Source organism: Cryobacterium sp. TMT2-10, from assembly GCF_004403075.1.
Taxonomy (GTDB): Bacteria; Actinomycetota; Actinomycetes; order Actinomycetales; family Microbacteriaceae; genus Cryobacterium; species Cryobacterium shii.
On the sequence record NZ_SOGW01000068.1, the window covers coordinates 1 to 21018 of the forward strand.

Sequence of the window (21018 nt, forward strand, 5' to 3'; positions counted from 1 at the left end):
AGCGGGGGAGAGCAGAGCGGGGGAGAGCAGAGCGGGGGAGAGCAGAGCGGGGGAGAGCAGAGCGGGGGAGAGCAGAGCGGGGGAGAGCAGAGCGGGGGACGGCGGGCGGGGGACGGCGGGCGGGGGACGGCGTGGGAGAGCGGGGCGGGGCGGGGGCGGGTATCTTTCCGGGTGGTGGAGAACGACCAACGGAAAGCGCGGGAGGTGGCGTCATGGCAGAAAAACCTGATGAGTCCGGAGGGCAGTTCGGCCCTGACTATTACGGTCGGGCGGTGACGGATCGCGACCTCGCGCGCCGGCGGTTGGAGAGGAAGCGCAAGCTGACGGGGGACCTGGTCGCCTATGTGGTGGTCAACGCGTTCCTGGTCGGAGTCTGGTTCTTCGTGGGTGGAGGTTATTTCTGGCCCGGCTGGGTGCTGGCCGGCTGGGGTGTGGCGCTCCTGCTGGACGCGTGGAACACCCTCTACCGGCGGCCGATCACCGAGGCGGACATCGACCGGGAGATGCGCAGCGGGAGTTGAGGGAAGTTGATGACGCGGCAGGTGGCCGGAACGACGGAAGGGCCGCCCCTCGGGGCGGCCCTTCCGGGTGAAGCGGTGCGGTGCTAGTTGCGCGAGATGGCGAAGAGGCGCAGCAGTTCCACGTAGAGCCAGACGACGGTCACCATGATGCCGAAGGCGCCGGTCCAGCCGTACTTGCGGGGAGCACGGTTGTTGACGCCGCGCTGGATGTAGTCGAAGTCGAGCACCAGCGAGTAGGCGGCCATCACGACGGCGAGGAGGCCGATGATGACGCCGAACGGGATTCCGGTGCCCATGAAGTCGGCGCTGCGCAGGCCGAACGCGTTCGTGTTCGCGCCGAAGGCCATCAGGCCGAAGTTGATCAGGGAGAAGACCCCGTAGCCGATCATGGCGATCATGAAGACCTTGGTGGCCCGCTTGGAGGCGCGCACCTTGCCGCTGGCGAAGAGGGCGAGGGTGACGCCGACGACCACGAGGGTGGCGAGCACGGCCTGCGTGACGACGCCGCCGTACATCTGCTCGAAGACGACCGAGATGCCACCGACGAACAGGCCCTCGGCGGCCGCGTAGGCCAGGATCAGGGCGGGCGACGGCTCTTTCTTGAAGGCGTTGACGAAGCCGAGGACCAGGCCGACGACCGCGCCGAGGATCAGCGGGATCATCGTGACCGGGGTGATGACCCAGCCGAGGGCCGCGGCCGCGAGCAGGATCACGAAGCTGAGCACCGTCTTGCGGATGGTGTCGTCGTAGGTCATCCGGTCGGTCTCCTGCGAGCCGGCGGAGGGGGCGTTGAACATGCCCTGGAGGTCGCTGTCGGAGAGCACCTTGCCCGCTGCAACGGCGCCAGGAGCGCCGAAAGCGGCGTTTCGGGAGAATGCGGGGTTGGAGGATGCCATGGTTTCCGGGCTCACAATCGAGTGGGTTCAGGGACCAGGGCCGGACGGCACTGGAGGTTACCCCGAAGTCTATTCAGATCTGCTGAGGATCCGCCGAGATATCTGCGGCCTCAGCGGTATCCGTCTGGTCCGCGGCATCCGGCTGGCCGGCACGAGGCCTGGGCGCCCGGCGGGGCCGGCGACCGGCCGCCCAGCCGTGCAGCCACCAGGCGAGCCAGGCCGAGGCCACCGCGGTGACCGTGCCCGCGAGGTAGCCGATCCAGTTCTGGTCGTAGCTGCTCAGCGCGTCCTTGAGGATGAAGCTGACCGCGATCGGCGCGAGCAGGGCCGGGTAGCTGAGGAGGGGGCGGTGCCGCACGAACAGCCAGCAGGCCAGGAGCACGGCAAAGGCGCCGGTGAAGTCGGCGCCGCCGAGCAGAATCAGCCCGGCCAGCAGCGCGGGGATCAGCACGAGGAGCCGACGCCACAGCGCCCCCGGCAGCACGAGCCAGCCGATCACGTGCAGGGAGGGGCCGATCAGGACGAAGAGAAGGCTGTAGGTGCTGGTGAAATTCGTGGCGGCCACCCCGAGCGCGACCAGGGTCAGGCCCGCAAAATAGCGCGCGCGCGAGGAGCCCCACCGGTACAGGCGGGTCGGGGGGACGGTCCAGGGTGTCATCGCCTCGATTCTGGCAGTTCCCCGCGTAGGGTTGGAAGATGCAACCGATTGTGATCGGCCACCGCGGGGCGAGCGGTTACCGACCCGAGCACACCCGGTCCGCCTACGAACTGGCCGTTGCCCTCGGGGCGGACGCGGTCGAACCCGACATCGTGGCCACCCGCGATGGCGTTCTCGTGGTGCGCCACGAGAACGAGATCTCCGGCACGACGGATGTCGCCTCCCACCCCAAATTCCATTCTCGCCGGGTGACCAAGGAAATCGACGGCATCGAGCTCACCGGCTGGTTCACCGAGGACTTCACCTGGGCCGAGCTGCGCACCCTGCGCGCACGGGAGCGACTGCCCGAGGTGCGCAAGGCCAGTGCCACGTTCGACGACCGCTTCCCGCTGCTGCGCCTGCGGGACGCGTTCAAGCTCATCGACCGGGTCGCCGGGCGGGCGAGGCGGCCGATCGGGATCGTCGCCGAGATCAAGCACGCCACCTACTTCGACTCGATCGGGCTCCCGCTCGACGAGCTGTTCGCGGCCGAGGTGAACACCGCCGGCTGGAACGCCGGCGACGGCCGCCTCACGATCGAGAGCTTCGAACGCAGCCTCCTCGGCAAGATCTACGCGCGCGGCATCTACGGCAAGCGGATCTTCCTGCTCGAGGCGCGCGGCAAGCCGTTCGACGAGGTGGCCCGGCTCGGCCTGAAGAACGCGCCCCGGTACGCCGACTACCTCACCGACGCCGGGCTCTACGGGCTGAGCGGGCGGATCGACGGCATCAGCGTGCCCAAATCGCTGATCCTCGAGACGGATGCCGACGGGCAGGTCACCGGGGCCACCGACCTGGTCGACGCCGCACACGCCGCCCGGCTGGAGATCTACTGCTGGACCCTGCGCCCCGAGAACCGTTTTCTCGCGAAGACGTTCCGCCGCGGACGCCTGCGGGCCGACTACGGGGACTGGCAGTCCGAGTTCCGCACTATCCTGGGCACCGGCATCGACGGGGTCTTCGCCGACCATCCCGACCTGGCCGTCACCGTGCGCGACGAACTGGCGGCCGAGGACTGACCCCGCGGGCCGAACCCCCGGCTGAACGGGGCCCTGTCAGACGCACCACCTAGAATTGTGATCGATATGACGACGCTCTTCGACCCGGATCACACGCCCACCCGCGAGGTCCCTTCCGCGGCGCCCATCATTCTCGACGGGGCCGGTCACGGCCGCTCCGACGACAGCGGCTACGAGAGCCCCCTGCTGGAGGGGCTCAACCGTCAGCAGAGAGAAGCCGTCCTGTACCGCGGCCCGGCCCTGCTGATCATCGCCGGAGCCGGCTCCGGCAAGACCAGCGTGCTCACCCGCCGCATCGCCAGCCTGCTGGAGACCCGCGAGGCCTGGGCGAGCCAGATCCTCGCCATCACCTTCACGAACAAGGCCGCCGCCGAGATGCGCGAGCGGGTCAAGGTCATCCTCGGCCAGGGTGCCGACGGAATGTGGATCTCCACCTTCCACTCCTCCTGCGTGCGCATCCTGCGCCGCGAGGCCGAGAACGCGGGCCTATCGCCCACCTTCAGCATCTACGACTCGGCCGACAGCAAGGTCACCCTCAAGCGCATCATCAAGGCCCTCGACGCCGACACCCTCGGGTTCACCCCCGGCAATGCCTCCGCGAAGATCTCCAAGCTCAAGAACGAGCTCGCCGACGCCGACTCCTACGCCCGCAATGCGAACATGAGCGACCCGCAGGAGGTCATGTTCGTCGAGATCTTCCGGCAGTACACCAGCCGGCTGCGCGCCGCGAACGCCCTCGACTTCGACGACCTGATCGGGGAGACGGTCTACCTGTTCCGGGCCTTCCCGAAGATCGCGGCCCTCTACCGGCGCCGGTTTCGCCACATCCTGGTCGACGAATACCAGGACACCAACCACGCCCAGTACTCGCTCGTGCGGGAGCTGACACGCCCGGTCGAGCCCGCTCTGGCCGAGGAGATGGAGGCGCAGGGCGTGCACGTGCGCAACCTGCGCGACGCCACCGGCGGCATCCCCGGGGCCTCGCTCACCGTGGTCGGCGACTCCGACCAGTCCATTTACGCGTTCCGTGGCGCGGACACCCGCAACATCAGCGAGTTCGAGCGCGACTTCCCGGGCACGAAGGTGATCCTGCTGGAGCAGAACTACCGCTCGACCCAGAACATCCTCTCGGCCGCGAACGCCGTGATCGGCCACAACTTCGACCGCAAAGACAAGAGGCTGTGGAGCGCGGGCGGCGACGGCGAGAAGATCGTCGGCTACACGGCGTACTCCGGCCACGACGAGGCCCAGTTCGTGTCCGACGAGATCGAGGTGCTGCACCAGGCCGGCATGGCCTACCGCGACATGGCCGTGTTCTACCGCACCAACGCGCAGACCCGTGCGCTGGAAGAGATCCTGGTGCGCTCCGCGGTGCCCTACCGCGTCGTCGGCGGCACCAAGTTCTATGAGCGCGCCGAGATCAAGGATGCTCTGGCGTACCTGATCGCGGTCGCCAACCCGACCGACGAGCTGGCCCTGCGCCGCATCCTGAACACCCCCAAGCGCGGGATCGGGCCGGCCACCGAGACGGCGCTGGCCAGTTTCGCCGAGGCGAACCAGATCAGCTTCCGGCAGGCCATGCGCGACTCCTCGTCGCTGGGCCTCGGCCCCAAGGTGACCGGGGCCATCCTGAAGCTCGCCACCCTGCTCGACGAAGCGGCGGGCAAGCTCGACCCGGAGAACCCGGCCGGCACGGCCAACGTGTCCGAGCTGCTCACCTTCCTGCTCGACGGCAGCGGACTGCTCACCCTGCTCCGGAACAGCCGCGACCCACAAGACGAGGCGCGCGCCGAGAACATCGAGGAACTCGTCGCCCAGACCAAGGACTTCAACAAAGAGAACCCCGACTCGGGGCTGGTCGACTTCCTCACCCAGGTCTCCCTGGTGGCCGCCGCCGACGACCTCGACGACGCCTCCGGCACGGTGTCGCTGATGACCCTGCACACGGCCAAGGGGCTCGAATACGAGGCCGTGTTCCTCACCGGCGTCGAGGAGGGGCTGCTGCCGCACCAGATGTCGGCCAACGAGCCCGGCGGGCCCGCCGAGGAACGGCGCCTCTTCTACGTGGGCATCACCCGGGCCCGCCAGCGCCTCTACCTGTCCCTGGCGATGACCCGGGCCCAGTTCGGCGATATCAACGTGGCGATGCCCAGTCGTTACCTGCAGGAGATCCCGGTCGCCCTGATCGACTGGAAGCAGTCCCCGGGCATGGCCAATTCCCGCGGGGGCACCCAGCCCCGGGCGCTGAACGCGAGGCGGGACGGATTCGGCGGCGGCTTCGCCAAGCGCGGCGAGCCGCAGGCCCTGCCGCCAGCACCGAAACCGAAGACCGAGTGGGCCAACCGGGTGCCGAGCCAGGTGCGCGACAACGGTGACCTCACCCTGGCAGCGGGCGACCGCATCCGTCACGTCGATTTCGGCGAGGGCCGCGTCAACCAGGTCACCGGCGAGGGCACCAAACGGATCGCGCACGTGCAGTTCGACACGGCGGGCGCAAAAAAGCTCCTGATCAAGATCGCGCCGATCGAGAAGATCTAGTGGCGGGGCCGCGCGCCGCGGAGCCCGGCGCACCGGAAGGTAAGCCCGAGTCCCTGCTCGAGCGGGTGAAATCCCTCCGCGCCCTCGACCTCGAGGTGGCCTCCCGGGCCAGCATGGCCGTCGTGGCGCCCCTGATCGTGCTGGTGGCCATCGGTCGGATCGACTGGGCGGCCTATGCGTCGTTCGGGGCGATGACCTCGCTGTACGGTCGGAGCGAACCGTACCGGCTCCGGGCGCGCACGGTCAGCGTCGCGGCGGCCTGCATGCTCGTCAGCCTCGCGCTCGGGCTCTCGATGGCCGTGACCGGGGCGGCCCTGCCCGTGCTGGTGCTCGGCCTGCTGGGCGTGATCACGGCGGGGATCCTGGTGGCGTCGACGTACGGATTGTTCCCCGGAACGCCCATCTTCTTCGTTTTCGCCTACCTGGTCTGCGCCCAGATCCCGACGCGGGCGGCGGAGGTCGTTCCCCGGCTGCTCGTGGGCGTCGCAGCGGCGGCCTTCGCCTGGCTGCTGACTATGTCGGGCTGGTGGTTCCGGCGCCTGGCCGGCGACCGCTCCACCGACCTGTTCAAGCTCCTGCCCCGCGAGCCGCTCCTGCGCCCGGCCGCCGTCCGCGACCCGCAGGTGTGGTTCACCATCGCCCAGAACGCGGCCGGGGTGCTCCTGGCCGGCGCCCTCGCGATGCTGGCCGGCATCGGGCACCCCTACTGGGCCGTCGTCAGCGTGGTGGCGGTGCTTCCGCCGCCGCGGGCCGCGCACTCGATCTCCCGCGCCGTGCACCGCATCGTCGGCACCGTGCTCGGCGTCGCGGTGACCGGACTCGTGTTGCTGCCGGGGCCATCCGTCTGGGTGCTGATCGCGGTGATCGCGGTCGGCCAGTTCGGCGCGGAGATTCTGATCGGCCGCCACTACGGCGCAGCCCTGCTCTTCGTCACCCCCCTGGCGCTGACCGTCGCCCACCTGGCCGGCCCCACCGCGGTCCCGGCGCTGCTGGTCGACCGCGTGGTCGAGACCGCGCTCGGCGGCGCGGTCGCGATCCTGATCGTGCTTGCGGCGCGGGCCGTGGCCCGGCACGGCCCGCGGCACCCGGCCGCCTGAGCAGTCCGCCCCCGCGCATCGGAAGCGCACAGGTTGTTCACAGGTCGTCGATAGCGTCCCGATTGGTTGTCTCGAGAAGCTTCACTCATGAGCTTCGACATCCGCGTCACCCAACGGCCCCTCAGGGTGGCCCCGACCCCGCGCATCCGGCCCGAATACAAGCGACGGATGCGGCTGGCCGACACCTTGCAGGTGCTCTGCTTCGTCTCCGTGGCCGTCTCGATCGCACTGTTCCTCGGCGACGGCGGGGCCGCCCGGTTCTCCACTCCCGCTGACGCGATCACCTCCCTCGGCGTGCTGACCGGGCTCGTCGGCACCGACCTGCTGCTCGTGATGATGCTCCTGGCCGCCCGGCTGCCCGCGATCGACCGGGCCTTCGGCCACGACAGCGCCATGGCGCTGCACCAGTCGCTGGGCAAGCCCGCCCTGTACCTGATCCTCGCGCACGTCGTGCTCCTGATCACCGGCTACTCGCTCGCCGGCAAGGTCACCATCTTCGCCGAGGCGTGGAGCATGATCACCCAGCTGCCGGACATGCTCCTGGCCCTGGCCGGCCTCGGTCTCCTGATCCTCGTCGTCGTCACCTCCCTCGTGATCGTGCGGCACCGCCTGCCCTACGAGGTGTGGCACATCGTGCACCTGCTCTCCTACGCCGCGGTCCTGGCCGCGCTCCCGCACCAGCTGACCTCCGGCAGCCTGTTGATCGCGGGATCGGCCCAGTGGTACTACTGGCTGGCCCTGTACACCGGGGTGGCCGGGTCGATCCTGGTCTTCCGGTTCATCCTGCCGGTCGTGCGTTCACTGCGGGCCCGGCTCGTGGTGGAGGGCGTCGACGAGGTCGGCGACGGAGTCGTCTCGATCCGCCTGTCCGGGCGCCGGCTGCGCCGGCTCAAGGCCAGCTCCGGCCAGTTCTTCATCTGGCGCTTCTGGACGCCGGGACTCTGGTGGCAGGCGCACCCGTTCTCCCTCTCCGCCGCCCCCACCGGCAACTCGCTGCGGATCACCGTGCGTGCCCTCGGCGACGCCTCCGCGGCCCTGCCCGGCCTGCGCCGCGGCACCCGGGTGAGCTTCGAGGGGCCCTACGGCCTCTTCACCGACCGGGCCAGGACCTCCCCGCGGCTCGTGCTCGTGGCCGCCGGCATCGGCGTCGCCCCGATCCGCTCGCTGCTGGAAACGGCGACGTTCCTGCCGGGGCACGCCACGGTCATCCTGCGCGCCCACACGGCCGAAGACAGCTACCTGGCCGACGAACTGGCCGCCCTCTGCCAGGCCCGTGGCGCCGAACTGCGCATCATCGCCGGCAAGCGCCCCGCCGGGCTGAACACGTGGCTCCCTGCCAAAGCGGTGTCGGCCCGGGTCAGCCTGAAGACCCTGGTGCCGCAGCTCCGCGAGTCGGATGTCTACATCTGCGGCCCGCGCCGCTGGACCGACGAGGTCGTGCGGGACGCCCGCTCGGCCGGCCTGCCCACACGACAAATCCATTTTGAAAGGTTCGACTGGTGAGAATACGAGCAGCGGCCTCGGCCGCCCTGGCCTCCGTTTCGGTGTTGGCGATCGGCTGGATGGTCGGCGCGCCGGCCGCGGAATCCCTGCAGGCCACCCTGGCCAGTGCGACCACGGCAACGACCACCCCGGCCGCGTCGACGACGCCAGCCGCGACGTCCGCAACGACACCGTCAGCAACCACGCCGACCGCGGGAACGGGGGAGGCGGCCCAGGCGCCGGCGGCAGCGACCGCGCCGGTCGCGGCCACCCCCGCCGGGGTCACCGGGACCTTCGACGGGTCGGTCGTGCAGACCCGCTTCGGCAACGTGCAGGTGTCGGTGACCATCGACAACGGCACGATCACCGAGGTGAGCGCCCTGCACCTGACCGACCACGACCCGAGATCGGTGGCAATCAGCAACCAGGCCGCGCCGATCCTGCGGTCCGAGGTGCTCACCGCGCAGTCAGCCCAGGTGCAGAACGTCAGCGGCGCGACCTACACGACCGCCGGTTACCTGCAATCGATGCAGGCGGCCCTCGACGCCGCCCAGTTCTGATGCGGCAGAACAGTCCTCTGACGCCGCCGTCGCCCGTGCTGCCGGGCGGCTCCGGTGTGGCGGCGCTGCTGGTCGAGACCATGGGGACCGTCGTCAGCATCCGTCTGGGTGCGACCGCCGGTGACGCCGCAGCACTCGACGGCGGCGCGCAACCCCGCATCCCCGCGCTGGAGACCCGGGCCACGGTCGAGGGCGTGTTCCGGCGCTGGGACGAGCAGTTCAGCCTGTACCGGCCGGACTCGGAACTGAGCCGGGTCAACCGCGGGCAGGTTCGCCTCACCCAGGCCAGCGACACCCTCCGGGTCTGTTACGCCCTCGCCCTGGACTGGCGCGACCGCACCGACGGGGTCTTCACCCCGCACCGGGCGGACGGCGCCATCGACCTGTCCGGAGTGGTCAAGAGCCTGGCCATCCAGGAGGCGGGCGACCTGCTCGCCGCCCGGGGTGCCGGCGACTGGTCCCTGAACGCGGGCGGGGACATCCTCGTCAGCGGTCACCAGGCGCCGGGGCAGGACTGGCTGGCCGCGATCGTCGACCCGGCGGACCGGCAGGCCCTGCTCGCCTCCGTGCCTCTGGCCAGGCCGCTGCGCGCCGTGGCCAGCTCGGGCAGTGCGGAGCGGGGGGAGCACATTTGGACGACGGTCGACGGCGGGGTGTCCCCGTACCGCCAGGTCAGCGTGTTCGGCCGAGACATCGTGACCGCGGACGTGCTGGCCACGACCATCATCGCCGGCGGCGAGGACGCACTGAACCGCAGCACCGAGAACTTCGAGATCGAGGTGCTCGCCGTGCTGAGGGACGGTTCGCTGCTCGCCACACCGGGGCTGCGGGCGGGCCCCGCCTGAGCCGGGCCGAGGTGGCCGGGCACCCCGCGGGCTGCCCCCGCCGGCAGCCTTGTCGGCAGCCTTGTCGCTTCGGTTCCGGGAGCGTACCGTTGCCCGGGCGGGGGCGCCTTCGGGGTGGCCGCCGTCGAACCAGGAGGTGGTGACCATGGCAACTGACCCGGACGGGCTCTGGCCGCGGCGAGCGGATGCCGCGAGCGAGGGAGTCGACGAGGAGCGCGAAATCGACGACATCGACCGCACCCTCGAAGAGGACCTTCTCCCCGAGGAGGAAGAGGAAGGCGAGGCGGAGTGGATGGCCGACGCCGACCAGCGCCCGGTCGGCCTCGACGATGAGGAGGACCGCGCGGAGGACCGCGCGGTCGACGAGGACCGCATCGAGGACCGCACGTTCGAGGCCGGCGAGGACGAACTCGAGCGCTAGCCGCTCAGCCGAGCCCGAGCAGCCGGTGGTGCGGGTCGAGCGTGGCCAGCATGCGGCCGCAGATGTCGCTGAGTTGGGACACCTGCCGGGCGCTGAGCGCGTCGAAGACGACCGATCGCACCTCTTCGACGTGGCCGGGGGCGCTGGCGAGCACCTTGGCCCAGCCGGCATCCGTCAGCGTCGCGATCGAGGCGCGCCCGTCCCTCGGCGAGGCGGCGCGGGTCAGGAGGCCTTGTGCTTCCAGCCGGGCGATCACATGGGAGAGTCGGGACAGCGAGGAATTGGTGCGGGAGGCCAGCTCGGTCAGTGCCAGCGACCGGTCGGCGCACTCCGAGATCATCGCGAGCACGTAGTACTCGAAGTGGCTCAGGCCGGCATCCCGTTTCAACTGCTGCTCGAGGCGGTTCGGCAGCAGCATCGTCACGGCCATCAGCCGCAGCCACGCTTCTCGTTCGTCGTCGGTCAGCCAGCGCGGTTCGGTCATGGCCCGATTCTACCGCTAACTTGACGTTTCAACTAAAACCGCCCGCTCTGCCGGCCTCGCCGAACCGTGAGTTGCGCTCCCTTCCCGGGCTCGAAGAGGGTCGCTTCTCACGGTTCGGCGAGGGGACGTCGGGCTGCTCGCCGAACGGATGCCCGACCCGTCAGTCTCCCCTTCCCCGGGCTGCTCGCCGAGCGGACGCCCGCCCCCTTTCGCCGAGCCGTGAGTTCGGCCCCTCGATCACGTCGGGAGAGGAGACTTGCTCACCGTTCGGCGCGAGCGAGAGGGTGGATGCGGGCGCCGCGCCGCGCCTGGGCCCGGCGCAGAAGGGCTGCGAGCCCGCGCCAGCCGAGCAGGAACACCCCGAGCACGATCGTCGTGACGATGACGAAACTCAGCTGCACGCCCTGGCCGCTCACCAGGCGCAGCAGCATTCCGCCGGCGACGGCGGCCAGCCAGATACCGACGCCGGTCCAGACGATCCGCTGCGGGCTGCGCCAGGCGCGCAGGGCAACCCAGCCGATGGCCAGCCCGCCGAGGAACGGCCACCACGTGCTGAGCGCGCCGAGCAGCCCCTCGCTGTGACTGGCCCGGCCGATCAGGACGAAGACCAGGACCAGCGCGGCGTCGAGGCCCGCCGAGACAAGGACGGTGGACGCGCGGACTCGCTGGTTTACCATGCCTCCAGCCTACGGCGGCCGTGGATCGGGCCGCGGGGCCGGCCAGGGCGTCGGTCAGGCCGCGGTGCCGGCCTGGGAGTCGAACAGACCGAGGTGCCGGTCAGACCGAGGTGCCGATCAGGGAGCCGATCGCCCAGGTGACGCCGAGCGCGAGCAGGCCGCCGACGAGCACCCGGGAAATGGCGCGGGACTTCGGGCTCCCGCCGAGGTACGCGCTCAGCCAGCCGGTGATGACCAGGGCGACCGCGACGGCGAGGAAGGTGGCCGGCAGACGCCATTCCGGCGGCGGCAGCAGCACCGCCAGCAGTGGCAGGACCGCACCGACCGTGAACGCGATCGCGGAGGCGTACGCGGCGTGCCAGGGGTTGGACAACTCCTCGGCCGAGATGTGCAGTTCCACCTCGAGGTGCGCCGCCAGAGCGTCGTGCGAGGTCAGCTCGAGTGCCACCAGCCGGGCCGTATCCGTGCTGAGACCCTTCGCCTGGTACAGGCCCGCCAGCTCGGCGAGCTCCTGATCCGGCATGTGCTCGAGTTCCCAGGTCTCCTTGGCGATCAGGGCCCGCTCGGTGTCGCGCTGGCTGCTCACGGAGACGTACTCGCCCAGGGCCATCGAGATCGCGCCGGCGAGCAGGGCGGCGACGCCCGCGATCAGGATCGCCGCGGCATCCGTGGTCGCCGCCGCGACGCCGACCACCAGGGCCGCCACCGACACGATGCCGTCGTTGGCGCCGAGCACCCCGGCCCGCAGCCAATTCAGGCGCGAGGCATGGTCGGCGGAGTGGGGTTCGGTGCCGTGCTCCGGTTCAGTCATGTCTGCATCCAACCAGTCGGATGCCCGGAGCGCCAGCACGAACCGGCGGGCTTTTTGAGCCTTCGCGCGGTCTGCGGCCCGCGCGGCCAGCCGGGCGGTGTTCGCGATGCCCGTGTGGGACGCTAGAGTTTGAAACGGTACGTATGTCTTGATGTCGAGCTATTTGCGGCGCGGGCATCCGTGCCCATTGCCCCTCAAGACCTTGCAGGAACGCTTCGACGCGGATTGGAAGAGCAGCGTGGATCTTTACGAATATCAGGCACGAGACCTGTTTGAACAGTATGGAGTCCCGGTTCTTCCGGGCATCATCGCGGACACTCCGGAGGAGGTGCGTGCTGCAGCCGAGAAGCTGGGCGGCGTTGTCGTCGTCAAGGCCCAGGTGAAGGTCGGCGGCCGCGGCAAAGCCGGCGGAGTGAAGGTCGCGAAGACCCCCGACGACGCAGAGGCCGCCGGTCGCGCGATCCTTGGCCTGGACATCAAGGGCCACACCGTCAACCGGGTCATGGTTGCCGGCGGAGCGCGCATCGCACAGGAGTTCTACTTCTCCGTGCTGCTGGACCGCACCAACCGTTCCTACCTCTCCCTCGCCAGCTACGAGGGTGGCGTGGAGATCGAGGTCCTCGCGGTCGAGAAGCCCGAGGCGCTCGCCTACACCGCCATCGACCCGATCGCCGGCATCGACCTGGCCACGGCCCGCGAGATCGCTATTGCGGCGAAGTTCCCGGACGAGCTGGTCGACAAGGTCGCACCGGTCTTCGTGCAGCTCTACACCGTGTTCAAGGGTGAGGACGCGACCCTGGTCGAGGTCAACCCGCTCGTGCTGACCGAAGAGGGCGAAATCATCGCGCTCGACGGCAAGGTCACGATCGATGAGAACGCCGGCTTCCGCCACCCGAAGCACGCCCTCCTCGAGGACGCGGCCGCTGCGGACCCGCTCGAAGCGAAGGCCAAAGAGAACGACCTCAACTACGTCAAGCTCGACGGCGAAGTCGGCATCATCGGCAACGGCGCCGGGCTCGTCATGAGCACCCTGGACGTCGTCGCCTATGCGGGCGAAAACCACGGCGGCGTCAAGCCGGCCAACTTCCTCGACATCGGAGGCGGAGCATCCGCTGAGGTCATGGCGGCCGGACTGGACGTCATCCTCGGCGACCCGCAGGTCAAGGCCGTCTTCGTCAACGTCTTCGGCGGCATCACCGCCTGTGACGCCGTCGCCAAGGGCATCGTGGGCGCGCTCGCCGAACTCGGCAGCGCCGCCAACAAGCCGCTCGTCGTGCGCCTCGACGGCAACAACGTCGAGGAGGGCCGCCGCATCCTCGCCGAGGCCAACCACCCGCTCGTCACACTGGCCGCAACCATGGACGAGGGCGCCGACAAGGCCGCCGAACTCGCCCACGCCGCGAAGTAAGGGATTTTCGAACATGTCAATCTTCCTCAACAAGGACTCCAAGGTCATCGTGCAGGGCATCACGGGCGGTGAGGGCACCAAGCACACCGCCCTCATGCTCAAGGCCGGCACCCAGGTCGTCGGCGGCGTCAACGCCCGCAAGGCCGGCACCACGGTCGTGCACGGCGACGTCGAACTGCCCGTGTTCGGCACGGTCGCCGAGGCCATGGAGAAGACGGGCGCGGATGTCTCCATCGCGTTCGTTCCGCCGGCCTTCACCAAGGACGCCGTGATCGAAGCCATCGACGCCGGCATCCCGCTGCTCGTCATCATCACCGAGGGCGTCCCCGTGCAGGACTCCGCCGAGTTCTGGGCGTACAACGTCGCCAAGGGCAACAAGACCCGCATCATCGGTCCGAACTGCCCCGGCATCATCACCCCGGGCGAAGCGCTCGTCGGCATCACGCCGGCGAACATCACCGGCAAGGGCCCGGTCGGCCTCGTCTCCAAGTCGGGCACCCTGACCTACCAGATGATGTACGAACTGCGCGACCTGGGCTTCTCCACCGCGATCGGCATCGGCGGGGACCCGATCATCGGGACCACCCACATCGACGCGCTCGAAGCGTTCGAGGCTGACCCGGAGACCCTCGCCATCGTCATGATCGGCGAGATCGGCGGCGACGCCGAGGAGAAGGCGGCCGAGTACATCAAGGCCCATGTCACCAAGCCGGTGATCGGCTACGTCGCCGGCTTCACCGCCCCCGAGGGCAAGACCATGGGCCACGCCGGCGCCATCGTCTCCAACGGAGCCGGAACCGCCCAGGGCAAGAAGGAGGCCCTCGAGGCCGCCGGGGTCAAGGTCGGCAAGACGCCGAGCGAGACCGCCACCCTGCTGCGCGAGGTGCTCGCAGCGCTGTAGCACCGGTGCCGGTTCCCACCGGAATCCGTTGATCGGGCCCGCCTTCCAGGCGGGCCCTTTCTCGTCTCCCCGGCTCGTGCGCTTGCTCCTGCCCGTGCTGCAGCTCCTGCCCCGGTGCCCTGACGAATTCGACGGAGATTTTGCCGAAATCGGGCCGAAACCGCGCCCAGGCGGCTGTGGGGAGCAAAATCTCCGTCGAATTGGTGAGTGCGCGGCGGGGGTTGGAAAGCCGGTGCGGGGGAAAGGGTAGGCTCCGACCGGATGAAACGCTTAACGACAGCCCTGCTTGCCGCACTCGAGGCGCTCATTGTCGTAGCCATCGGGTTGGGCATCTCGGCCGTCCCGCTGACCGTGCTGTGGGCCACGCAGTTCGGCCTCACCGTGGACGGGCTCGTGTTCTGGCGCGCCGCCGTCGACGTCTGGCTCCTCGGCAACGGGGTGGACCTGGCCGTGCAACTCGACCCGGCCCTCGTGGCCGCCCTCGGCCTGCCCGGGGCGGACGCCCCGTTCCCGATCACCATCGCCCTGCTCGGGTTCGCGCTGCTGGCCGCGTCGTTCGGCCTCCGCACCGGCCGGCGGGCCGCGGAGACGCCCTTCCGGTGGGTCGGTGCCACGGCGGCCGTGCTCACCTACGCGCTGTTCACGATCCTGCTCGCGGCCACCGCCGGCACGGATGCCCTCCGCCCCGCCCTGCTGCAGGGGATCCTCCTGCCCACGGCGATCTACGCTGCCGGGGTGCTCCTCGGCGCAGACCCTGGGCTCCCCGGCCGCGTCCTCGGCCGCTTCGTCGACGCGCTGCCCGGACTGCTGCCGACCCGGGTGCCGGCCGCCCAGCGGGCCACCCTGCCGGACACGGTGCGCACGGTCGCCGGGGCAGCGCTGCGGGGCGGGACCGCCGCCGCCGCCGGGGTCGTCGGCGTGGCATCCGTCGTCGTGTGCGTGTTGATCCTTGGAAACTTCGCGACCATCATCGGCCTCTACGAGACGGTGCAGGCCGGCATCCTGGGCGGCATCGTGCTCACCCTGGCCCAGCTGGCCCTGATTCCGAACCTGGTGATCTGGGCGGCCTCCTGGCTGGTCGGACCCGGCATCGCCGTGGGCGCGGGCAGCAGCGTGTCCCCGATCGGCACCTCACTCGGAGCCGTACCGGGGCTGCCGATCTTCGGCGCATTGCCGCACGGCAGCCTGGCGTTCGGGTTCCTCGGTCTGCTCGCGCCGGTTGTGTTCGGTTTCCTGGCCGCGGTCATCATCCGCCAGCGCACGCCTCACCGCGGGGCCGCCGCGCCCCACCTCGCCCAGCGGCTGCTCACGGGCCTCGGCACCGGTCTCGTCGCCGGCGTCCTGCTCGGGCTGCTGGCCTGGTGGTCAGGTGGCGCCCTCGGACCCGGCCGGCTCGTGGAGGTCGGCCCTAATCCGCTCCTGGTCGCCGTTTTTGCCGCCCTGGAGGTCGGGATCGCGGCCTGCGCCGGGCTGCTGACCCCCGAGCCCCGTGCGCTGGTGCGCAGCCGGTCGACGGGTGCCGCGACGGGTGCCTCGACGAGCCGCGTGAACGAGGCGACCAGCGCCGGCCGTCTGCTCGGTCGACTCCGGGACCTCCGCCCGCCCCGCTAGCTCCACAGCCACAGGCCCAGGCCCAGCCGCCGCCGCTAACTGGCCCGCCCCGGCACGCCCCGGCCGGCCCCGTCAAACGGTAGGCTCGTCCCGTGCTGTCATTGGTCGTGTTGATCTCAGGCGGGGGATCCAACCTTCGCTCCCTGCTCGAGGCGTGCCAGGACGCCGACTTCCCCGCGCGGGTGGTGGCCATCGGCGCCGACCGCGACGCGGACGGACTGGAACTCGGTGAAGAGTTCGGCATCTCCTCCTTCACGGTCCCGTTCACCTCGCATCCGTCCCGGGACGCCTGGGGCGACGAGCTCCTCGCGCAGATCAGGCAGTGGACGCCGGACGTGGTCGTGCTCAGCGGCTTCATGCGCCTGCTGCCGCCTCGGGTGGTGGCGGCCCTGTCCCCGAACCTGCTCAACACGCATCCGGCGTACCTGCCCGAGTTCCCCGGGGCCCACGGCGTGCGCGACGCCCTCGCCGCCGGGGTCGCCGAAACCGGCGCCAGTCTCATCGTGGTCGACACCGGAGTCGACGACGGACCGATCATCGCGCAGGAACGGGTGCCGGTGCTGCCGGGCGACACCGAGGCATCCCTGCACGACCGAATCAAAATCGTCGAGCGTCGCCTGCTGGTGCAGGCGGTGCGCGATATCGCCACCGGACACGTCGACCTCAAGGAGCATTCCCACATATGAGCGGTCCCACCAACGCCCAGAGCCTGTACCGCGACCGGGATGTCGTGCCCGTGCGGCGCGCCCTCATCTCGGTGAGCGACAAGACCGGGCTGGTGGAGCTGGCGGCCGCCCTCGCGGCGACCGGCGTCGAGATCGTGTCGACCGGTTCGACCGCGGCGACGATCCGCGCGGCCGGCCACGACGTGACGGATGTCTCCAGCGTCACCGGATTCCCCGAATCCCTCGACGGCCGGGTGAAGACCCTGCACCCGGGTGTGCATGCCGGCATCCTCGCCGACCTGCGCCTGGAATCGCATGAGGCGCAGCTCGCCGACCTCGGCATCGCCGCGTTCGAACTCGTCGTGGTGAACCTTTACCCGTTCGTGGAAACGGTGGAGTCCGGGGCGTCCCCGGCCGACGTGATCGAGCAGATCGACATCGGCGGCCCGGCCCTCGTGCGCGCCGCCGCGAAGAACCACGCGAACGTCGCCATCGTGGTGGACCCCGACAACTACGACGAGATCATCGCCGCGGTCGCTGCGGGCGGCACCGCGCTGAAACTGCGCCAGAAACTGGCCTCGCTCGCGTTCGAGCACACGGCGGGCTACGACCTCAGCGTCTCCGCCTGGTTCACCGAAAACGTCTACGACCAGTGGCAGGACGACAGCGCGACCCAGGGCGAGGAGATCCTCGAGGAGTTCGACGCCGTCATCGGCGACGCCCTCGACGCGGAGATGCCGTTCCCGGACACCCTCCTGATCGAGGCGACCCGCAGCGCCGTGCTGCGGTACGGCGAGAACTCGCACCAGGCCGCCGCCCTCTACGTCGGCGACGGCGGCCAGGGCATCGCCCAGGCCGTGCAGCGCCACGGCAAGGAGATGTCGTACAACAACTACGTCGACGCGGACGCCGCCGTGCGTGCCGCCTTCGACTTCGCCGAACCGGCCGTGGCCATCATCAAGCACGCCAACCCCTGCGGCATCGCCGTCGCCAGCCCGAAGACGCCGGACTCGATCGCCTCCGCCCACAAGCGCGCCCACGACTGCGACCCGATCTCCGCGTTCGGCGGGGTCATCGCCGCCAACCGCACGGTCACGCTCGCCATGGCCGAGACGGTCAGCCAGATCTTCACCGAGGTGCTCGTGGCCCCCGGGTTCGAGCCGGCCGCGTTCGAACTGCTCAGCGCCAAGAAGAACATCCGTCTGCTCGAACTGCCCGCCGACTACCAGCGTTCCTCGCTCGAGCTGCGCCAGATCTCCGGCGGCCTGCTCGTGCAGGAGACGGACTCCTTCGAGAACCTCGACTCCGGGACGTGGACCCTCGCCGCCGGCGACGAGGCCGACGCCGCCACCCGCGCGGACCTCGAGTTCGCCTGGAAGGCCTGCCGCTCGGTGAAGTCGAACGCCATCCTGCTGGCCCGCGGCGGGGCATCCGTCGGCGTCGGAATGGGGCAGGTCAACCGGGTCGACTCCTGCCACCTCGCCGTGCTGCGCGCCGGCGACCGGGCGGCCGGTTCGGTCGCGGCCTCCGACGCGTTCTTCCCGTTCGCCGACGGCCTGCAGGTGCTGCTCGAGGCCGGGGTCACCGCGGTCGTGCAGCCCGGCGGCTCGGTGCGCGACGAGGAAGTCATCGCCGCGGCGACGGCGGCCGGCGTCTCGATGTACTTCACCGGGGAGCGCCACTTCTTCCACTGAACGGAGAGGGCTGCCCGCCGGCTGTGGGCGCCGAGTGTCGGGTTCATCTGGTGCCGGTGCGGCTGATTCAGGAGATCCGCGGATGCCGCCGGTCGACTGCCCGGAATCCCGGGCGGTCGATCGCGCGGCATCCGTTCGTTCCTGAATTGGCCACACGGCGGACTCTGGCACCATTGAAGGGTCCGTGGCCGCAGCCGACGTCACGGCAGGAAGGACGGCCGTGTCAGATCTCGAGGGGTTCATCCAACCGGATTACCTGATCGCCCTGGCGGTCGCGATCGTCGGGGCCGTCGTGGTCACGGGGATCACGGCCCTCGCGTTCCGGGTCGCGGCCCGCCGCAAGACCTGGGCCCGCACGTTGGTCGGGCTCGTGCGGGTGCCGTTCCGCCTGACGCTGCTCGTGGGTGCGATCTGGTCGGTCAACACGCTGTTCCTGCAGACCACGACCGACATCGAGCGGCTGGTCGACTTCATCTTCCGCGCCCTGTTCATCGCCGCGTCGGCCTGGCTGGTCTGCGCGCTGCTCTACTTCTTCGAGGAGCTCTCGGCTTCCCGGTACCGCGTGGACGTGCGGGACAACCGCGTCGCCCGGCGCGTGCGCACCCAGCTGCGGATGCTGCGCCGTATCGGCGTCGTCGTGATCGTGATCTGCGCGATCGGGGCCGTGCTGCTCAGCATCCCCGGCGCCGCCACCCTGGGGGCGAGCCTGTTCGCATCCGCGGGCCTGCTCAGCGTCGTCGCCGGCCTTGCGGCGCAGTCCACCCTCGCGAACGTGTTCGCCGGCATCCAGCTGGCCTTCAACAACGCCCTGCGCGTCGACGACGTGGTCATTGTGGAGACCGAGTGGGGCAAGATCGAGGAGATCACGCTCACCTACGTGGTCGTGCACATCTGGGACGACCGCCGGATGGTGCTGCCGTCGACCTATTTCACGACGAACCCCTTCCAGAACTGGACCCGCCACAACAGCGAGCTGCTCGGCGCGGTCGAGTTCGACCTCGACTGGCGCGTGGACCCCGCCGGGATGCGCGAGGAACTCGACCGCATCGTCGCGCAGACCGAACTCTGGGACGGCCGCGTGGTCGTGCTCCAGGTGACGGATGCCGTGGGCGGCTTCGTGCGGGTCCGCGTGCTGGTCTCCGCCGCCGACGCCCCCACCCTGTTCGACCTCCGCTGCCTCGTGCGCGAGAACCTGATCGACTGGATCAACACGCACAACCCCGAGGCGCTGCCCGTGGGCCGGATGGAGCTCCGGCGGGAGCCCGCGCGTGACCAGGCCGTGGCCCGCGCGCCGAAATCGCCCCACCCCGTCACCGCTCCGATCGGCCTGTTCTCCGGCGACGAGAGCGCCAAGGCGCGGGCGGCGGAGTTCACGGCGGCCATTCCCGTGCAGAAGGGTGCGTCGGAGGAGCACTGAGGCGGCTTCGGAGGGCGGCCGCAGGCAGCCGGGCTCGCGGCGCAGGAGGCGTGCACCGGGCGGGCGGCGCGGCTATTCTGGTGCAGTCGACGCGCCACGATCGCGCCGGCGCAGCCAGCCCACAAGGCCGACCAGCAAGGAGAACCACCATGACTCTCACGCACCCCAACCCCTCGCTGGACGCGCTGATCGGCATCCCGTTCACGCACGAACGCGTGCTGATCACCACCGGCATCCGCTCGGGCCTCGTCATCACCGTGGCCGTGCACTCCACCCGCCTGGGCCAGGCCCTTGGCGGCGCCCGCATGTGGCAATACGAGAACTGGACGGATGCCGTCGCCGACGCCCTGCGCCTCTCGGCCGCGATGACGCTGAAGAACGCGGCCGCCGGGCTGCACCTCGGGGGCGGGAAGTCCGTCATCCACCTGCCGCTGGACACGGAACTCACCGACGCCGAGCGGCGTGACGCCATGCTCGACCTCGGCGACGCGATCGAGAGCCTGCACGGCGCCTACATGACGGCCGAGGATGTCGGCACGAACGCCGAGCTGATGGCCGTCGTCAAGGAGCGCACCGACCACGTCTGCGGCCTGCCGGTCGCCAGCGGCGGCGTCGGCGAGCCGGCCGAGGCGACCGCGGCCGGCGTGTACGCGAGCATTGTCGCCACCCTCGAGGCGCTGTTTGGCAGCCGGGAGGTCGCCGGCCGGCACCTCGTCATCGCCGGGCTGGGCCAGGTGGGCGGACGCCTCGCCACCCGACTCGCGGCCGCCGGCGCCCGGCTCACGGTCAGCGACGTCAACCTCGCCCGGCAGGACTTCGCCGCCGAACTCGGCGCGACCTGGGTGCCCGTGGACGGGGTACACCACGTTCCGGCCGACCTGTTCGTGCCCTGCGGCCTGGGCGGCGTGCTCAACGCCCGCGTGATCGGCGAACTCAACGTGCTCGGGGTCGTCGGCGCCGCCAACAACCAGCTCGCCCAGCCCGAGGGGGCGGCCCAGCTCGACGCCCGGGGCATCCTCTGGGCGCCCGACTTCGTCGTCAACGCCGGCGGGGTCATCTACCTCGCGCTGGCGAGCGAGCCGAACGCCGACCTCGACGCGGTCGCCGCCCGGGTCGAGGCGATCGGCGACGTGGTCACGCAGATCTTCACGGATGCCCGGGGCCTGGGCATCACGACCCTCGCCGCCGCCGAGCGTCTGGCGGCCGCGCGCCTCGACGCCGCCCGGTAGCTGGGAGCCGCCGCGGGCCCGCGTGTCGCCGGCCGTCCGCGTGTC

21 protein-coding genes are annotated in these 21018 nt (G+C 70.4%); 16 read left to right on the plus strand and 5 right to left on the minus strand.

Annotated elements, in window-relative coordinates:
• Both E3T37_RS17190 and E3T37_RS07660 read left to right on the plus strand, forming a co-directional pair.
• Window positions 1-276 (plus strand): hypothetical protein (locus E3T37_RS17190; protein WP_206750637.1); only part of this gene is annotated, 276 nt, incomplete at its 5' end.
• Window positions 273-521 (plus strand): 2TM domain-containing protein, encoded by a 249-nt coding sequence (locus tag E3T37_RS07660; RefSeq protein ID WP_206750638.1) that lies wholly within the window; start codon window positions 273-275, stop codon window positions 519-521. The genes E3T37_RS17190 and E3T37_RS07660, both read left to right, overlap by 4 nt.
• Window positions 522-604: 83 nt before the next feature.
• Here E3T37_RS07660 and E3T37_RS07665 read toward each other — a convergent pair whose 3' ends face one another.
• Entirely contained in the window at window positions 605-1417 is an 813-nt protein-coding gene (locus tag E3T37_RS07665) for a Bax inhibitor-1/YccA family protein (RefSeq protein WP_134366214.1), read from the minus strand.
• 73 nt (window positions 1418-1490) lie between these two features.
• A complete protein-coding gene (locus E3T37_RS07670; RefSeq protein WP_134366215.1) occupies window positions 1491-2075 on the minus strand; it encodes a hypothetical protein in 585 nt (194 codons plus the stop codon).
• A 38-nt stretch (window positions 2076-2113) separates the two neighbouring features.
• On the opposite strand from E3T37_RS07670, the gene E3T37_RS07675 reads away from it, so the two are divergent.
• The 7 genes from E3T37_RS07675 to E3T37_RS07705 all read left to right on the plus strand — a co-directional run bounded on the left by E3T37_RS07675 (window position 2114) and on the right by E3T37_RS07705 (window position 10076).
• Window positions 2114-3133 carry a glycerophosphodiester phosphodiesterase family protein gene (locus E3T37_RS07675; RefSeq protein WP_134366216.1) on the plus strand — a complete coding sequence of 340 codons (1020 nt, stop codon included), beginning with the start codon at window positions 2114-2116 and terminating at the stop codon, window positions 3131-3133.
• Between the two features lie 66 nt (window positions 3134-3199).
• Entirely contained in the window at window positions 3200-5671 is a 2472-nt protein-coding gene (locus E3T37_RS07680) for an ATP-dependent helicase (protein WP_134366217.1), read from the plus strand.
• Window positions 5671-6768: an FUSC family protein gene (locus tag E3T37_RS07685; protein ID WP_241981084.1), complete on the plus strand. Its 1098-nt coding sequence runs from the start codon at window positions 5671-5673 to the stop codon at window positions 6766-6768. Before E3T37_RS07680 ends, E3T37_RS07685 begins: the two co-directional genes overlap by 1 nt.
• Window positions 6769-6855: 87 nt before the next feature.
• Window positions 6856-8271 carry a ferric reductase-like transmembrane domain-containing protein gene (locus tag E3T37_RS07690; RefSeq protein WP_241994549.1) on the plus strand — a complete coding sequence of 472 codons (1416 nt, stop codon included), beginning with the start codon at window positions 6856-6858 and terminating at the stop codon, window positions 8269-8271.
• Complete coding sequence (locus E3T37_RS07695; RefSeq protein ID WP_198416004.1) at window positions 8268-8810, plus strand: FMN-binding protein; 543 nt, start codon at window positions 8268-8270, stop codon at window positions 8808-8810. Before E3T37_RS07690 ends, E3T37_RS07695 begins: the two co-directional genes overlap by 4 nt.
• Window positions 8810-9655, plus strand: a complete 846-nt coding sequence (locus tag E3T37_RS07700; RefSeq protein ID WP_241981085.1) for an FAD:protein FMN transferase — start codon at window positions 8810-8812, stop codon at window positions 9653-9655. The genes E3T37_RS07695 and E3T37_RS07700 overlap by 1 nt, the downstream gene beginning before the upstream one ends.
• A 145-nt stretch (window positions 9656-9800) precedes the next feature.
• Entirely contained in the window at window positions 9801-10076 is a 276-nt protein-coding gene (locus E3T37_RS07705) for a hypothetical protein (protein ID WP_134366218.1), read from the plus strand.
• Window positions 10077-10080: 4 nt separating this feature from the next.
• On the opposite strand, the gene E3T37_RS07710 is transcribed toward E3T37_RS07705, so the two are convergent.
• The 3 genes from E3T37_RS07710 to E3T37_RS07720 all read right to left on the minus strand — a co-directional run bounded on the left by E3T37_RS07710 (window position 10081) and on the right by E3T37_RS07720 (window position 12048).
• Window positions 10081-10560, minus strand: a complete 480-nt coding sequence (locus E3T37_RS07710; protein ID WP_134366219.1) for a MarR family winged helix-turn-helix transcriptional regulator — start codon at window positions 10558-10560, stop codon at window positions 10081-10083.
• 260 nt (window positions 10561-10820) lie between these two features.
• Entirely contained in the window at window positions 10821-11237 is a 417-nt protein-coding gene (locus E3T37_RS07715) for a DUF3054 domain-containing protein (protein WP_134366220.1), read from the minus strand.
• Between the two features lie 100 nt (window positions 11238-11337).
• Window positions 11338-12048 carry a VIT family protein gene (locus E3T37_RS07720; protein ID WP_134366221.1) on the minus strand — a complete coding sequence of 237 codons (711 nt, stop codon included), beginning with the start codon at window positions 12046-12048 and terminating at the stop codon, window positions 11338-11340.
• Between the two features lie 238 nt (window positions 12049-12286).
• Between E3T37_RS07720 and sucC the strand changes: the two genes are divergently transcribed.
• The 7 genes from sucC to E3T37_RS07755 all read left to right on the plus strand — a co-directional run bounded on the left by sucC (window position 12287) and on the right by E3T37_RS07755 (window position 20973).
• Window positions 12287-13456: an ADP-forming succinate--CoA ligase subunit beta gene (gene sucC, locus E3T37_RS07725; protein WP_134366222.1), complete on the plus strand. Its 1170-nt coding sequence runs from the start codon at window positions 12287-12289 to the stop codon at window positions 13454-13456.
• Between the two features lie 13 nt (window positions 13457-13469).
• Entirely contained in the window at window positions 13470-14357 is an 888-nt protein-coding gene (gene sucD / locus E3T37_RS07730) for a succinate--CoA ligase subunit alpha (RefSeq protein WP_134366223.1), read from the plus strand.
• A gap of 261 nt (window positions 14358-14618) precedes the next feature.
• Window positions 14619-15968 (plus strand): DUF6350 family protein, encoded by a 1350-nt coding sequence (locus E3T37_RS07735; RefSeq protein WP_241975873.1) that lies wholly within the window; start codon window positions 14619-14621, stop codon window positions 15966-15968.
• Between the two features lie 92 nt (window positions 15969-16060).
• Window positions 16061-16654: a phosphoribosylglycinamide formyltransferase gene (gene purN, locus E3T37_RS07740; protein ID WP_134366224.1), complete on the plus strand. Its 594-nt coding sequence runs from the start codon at window positions 16061-16063 to the stop codon at window positions 16652-16654.
• Window positions 16651-18327: a bifunctional phosphoribosylaminoimidazolecarboxamide formyltransferase/IMP cyclohydrolase gene (gene purH, locus E3T37_RS07745; RefSeq protein ID WP_134366225.1), complete on the plus strand. Its 1677-nt coding sequence runs from the start codon at window positions 16651-16653 to the stop codon at window positions 18325-18327. The genes purN and purH overlap by 4 nt, the downstream gene beginning before the upstream one ends.
• 220 nt (window positions 18328-18547) lie before the next feature.
• The gene (locus E3T37_RS07750; RefSeq protein ID WP_241975872.1) at window positions 18548-19744 is read left to right on the plus strand and encodes a mechanosensitive ion channel family protein; all 1197 of its coding nucleotides are present in this window, start codon (window positions 18548-18550) and stop codon (window positions 19742-19744) included.
• A 149-nt stretch (window positions 19745-19893) separates the two neighbouring features.
• Window positions 19894-20973 carry a Glu/Leu/Phe/Val dehydrogenase dimerization domain-containing protein gene (locus tag E3T37_RS07755; RefSeq protein ID WP_134366226.1) on the plus strand — a complete coding sequence of 360 codons (1080 nt, stop codon included), beginning with the start codon at window positions 19894-19896 and terminating at the stop codon, window positions 20971-20973.
• Window positions 20974-21018 lie beyond the last annotated feature (45 nt).

Excerpts from the sequence above, each read along its gene's own strand:
- E3T37_RS07665 (WP_134366214.1), bottom strand. The coding sequence starts at position 1,417 with ATGGCATCCTCCAACCCCGCATTCTCCCGAAACGCCGCTTTCGGCGCT.
- E3T37_RS07670 (WP_134366215.1), bottom strand. The coding sequence starts at position 2,075 with ATGACACCCTGGACCGTCCCCCCGACCCGCCTGTACCGGTGGGGCTCC.
- E3T37_RS07675 (WP_134366216.1), top strand. The coding sequence starts at position 2,114 with ATGCAACCGATTGTGATCGGCCACCGCGGGGCGAGCGGTTACCGACCC.
- E3T37_RS07680 (WP_134366217.1), top strand. The coding sequence starts at position 3,200 with ATGACGACGCTCTTCGACCCGGATCACACGCCCACCCGCGAGGTCCCT.
- E3T37_RS07690 (WP_241994549.1), top strand. The coding sequence starts at position 6,856 with ATGAGCTTCGACATCCGCGTCACCCAACGGCCCCTCAGGGTGGCCCCG.
- E3T37_RS07700 (WP_241981085.1), top strand. The coding sequence starts at position 8,810 with ATGCGGCAGAACAGTCCTCTGACGCCGCCGTCGCCCGTGCTGCCGGGC.
- E3T37_RS07705 (WP_134366218.1), top strand. The coding sequence starts at position 9,801 with ATGGCAACTGACCCGGACGGGCTCTGGCCGCGGCGAGCGGATGCCGCG.
- E3T37_RS07710 (WP_134366219.1), bottom strand. The coding sequence starts at position 10,560 with ATGACCGAACCGCGCTGGCTGACCGACGACGAACGAGAAGCGTGGCTG.
- E3T37_RS07715 (WP_134366220.1), bottom strand. The coding sequence starts at position 11,237 with ATGGTAAACCAGCGAGTCCGCGCGTCCACCGTCCTTGTCTCGGCGGGC.
- E3T37_RS07720 (WP_134366221.1), bottom strand. The coding sequence starts at position 12,048 with ATGACTGAACCGGAGCACGGCACCGAACCCCACTCCGCCGACCATGCC.
- sucD (WP_134366223.1), top strand. The coding sequence starts at position 13,470 with ATGTCAATCTTCCTCAACAAGGACTCCAAGGTCATCGTGCAGGGCATC.
- E3T37_RS07735 (WP_241975873.1), top strand. The coding sequence starts at position 14,619 with ATGAAACGCTTAACGACAGCCCTGCTTGCCGCACTCGAGGCGCTCATT.
- purH (WP_134366225.1), top strand. The coding sequence starts at position 16,651 with ATGAGCGGTCCCACCAACGCCCAGAGCCTGTACCGCGACCGGGATGTC.
- E3T37_RS07755 (WP_134366226.1), top strand. The coding sequence starts at position 19,894 with ATGACTCTCACGCACCCCAACCCCTCGCTGGACGCGCTGATCGGCATC.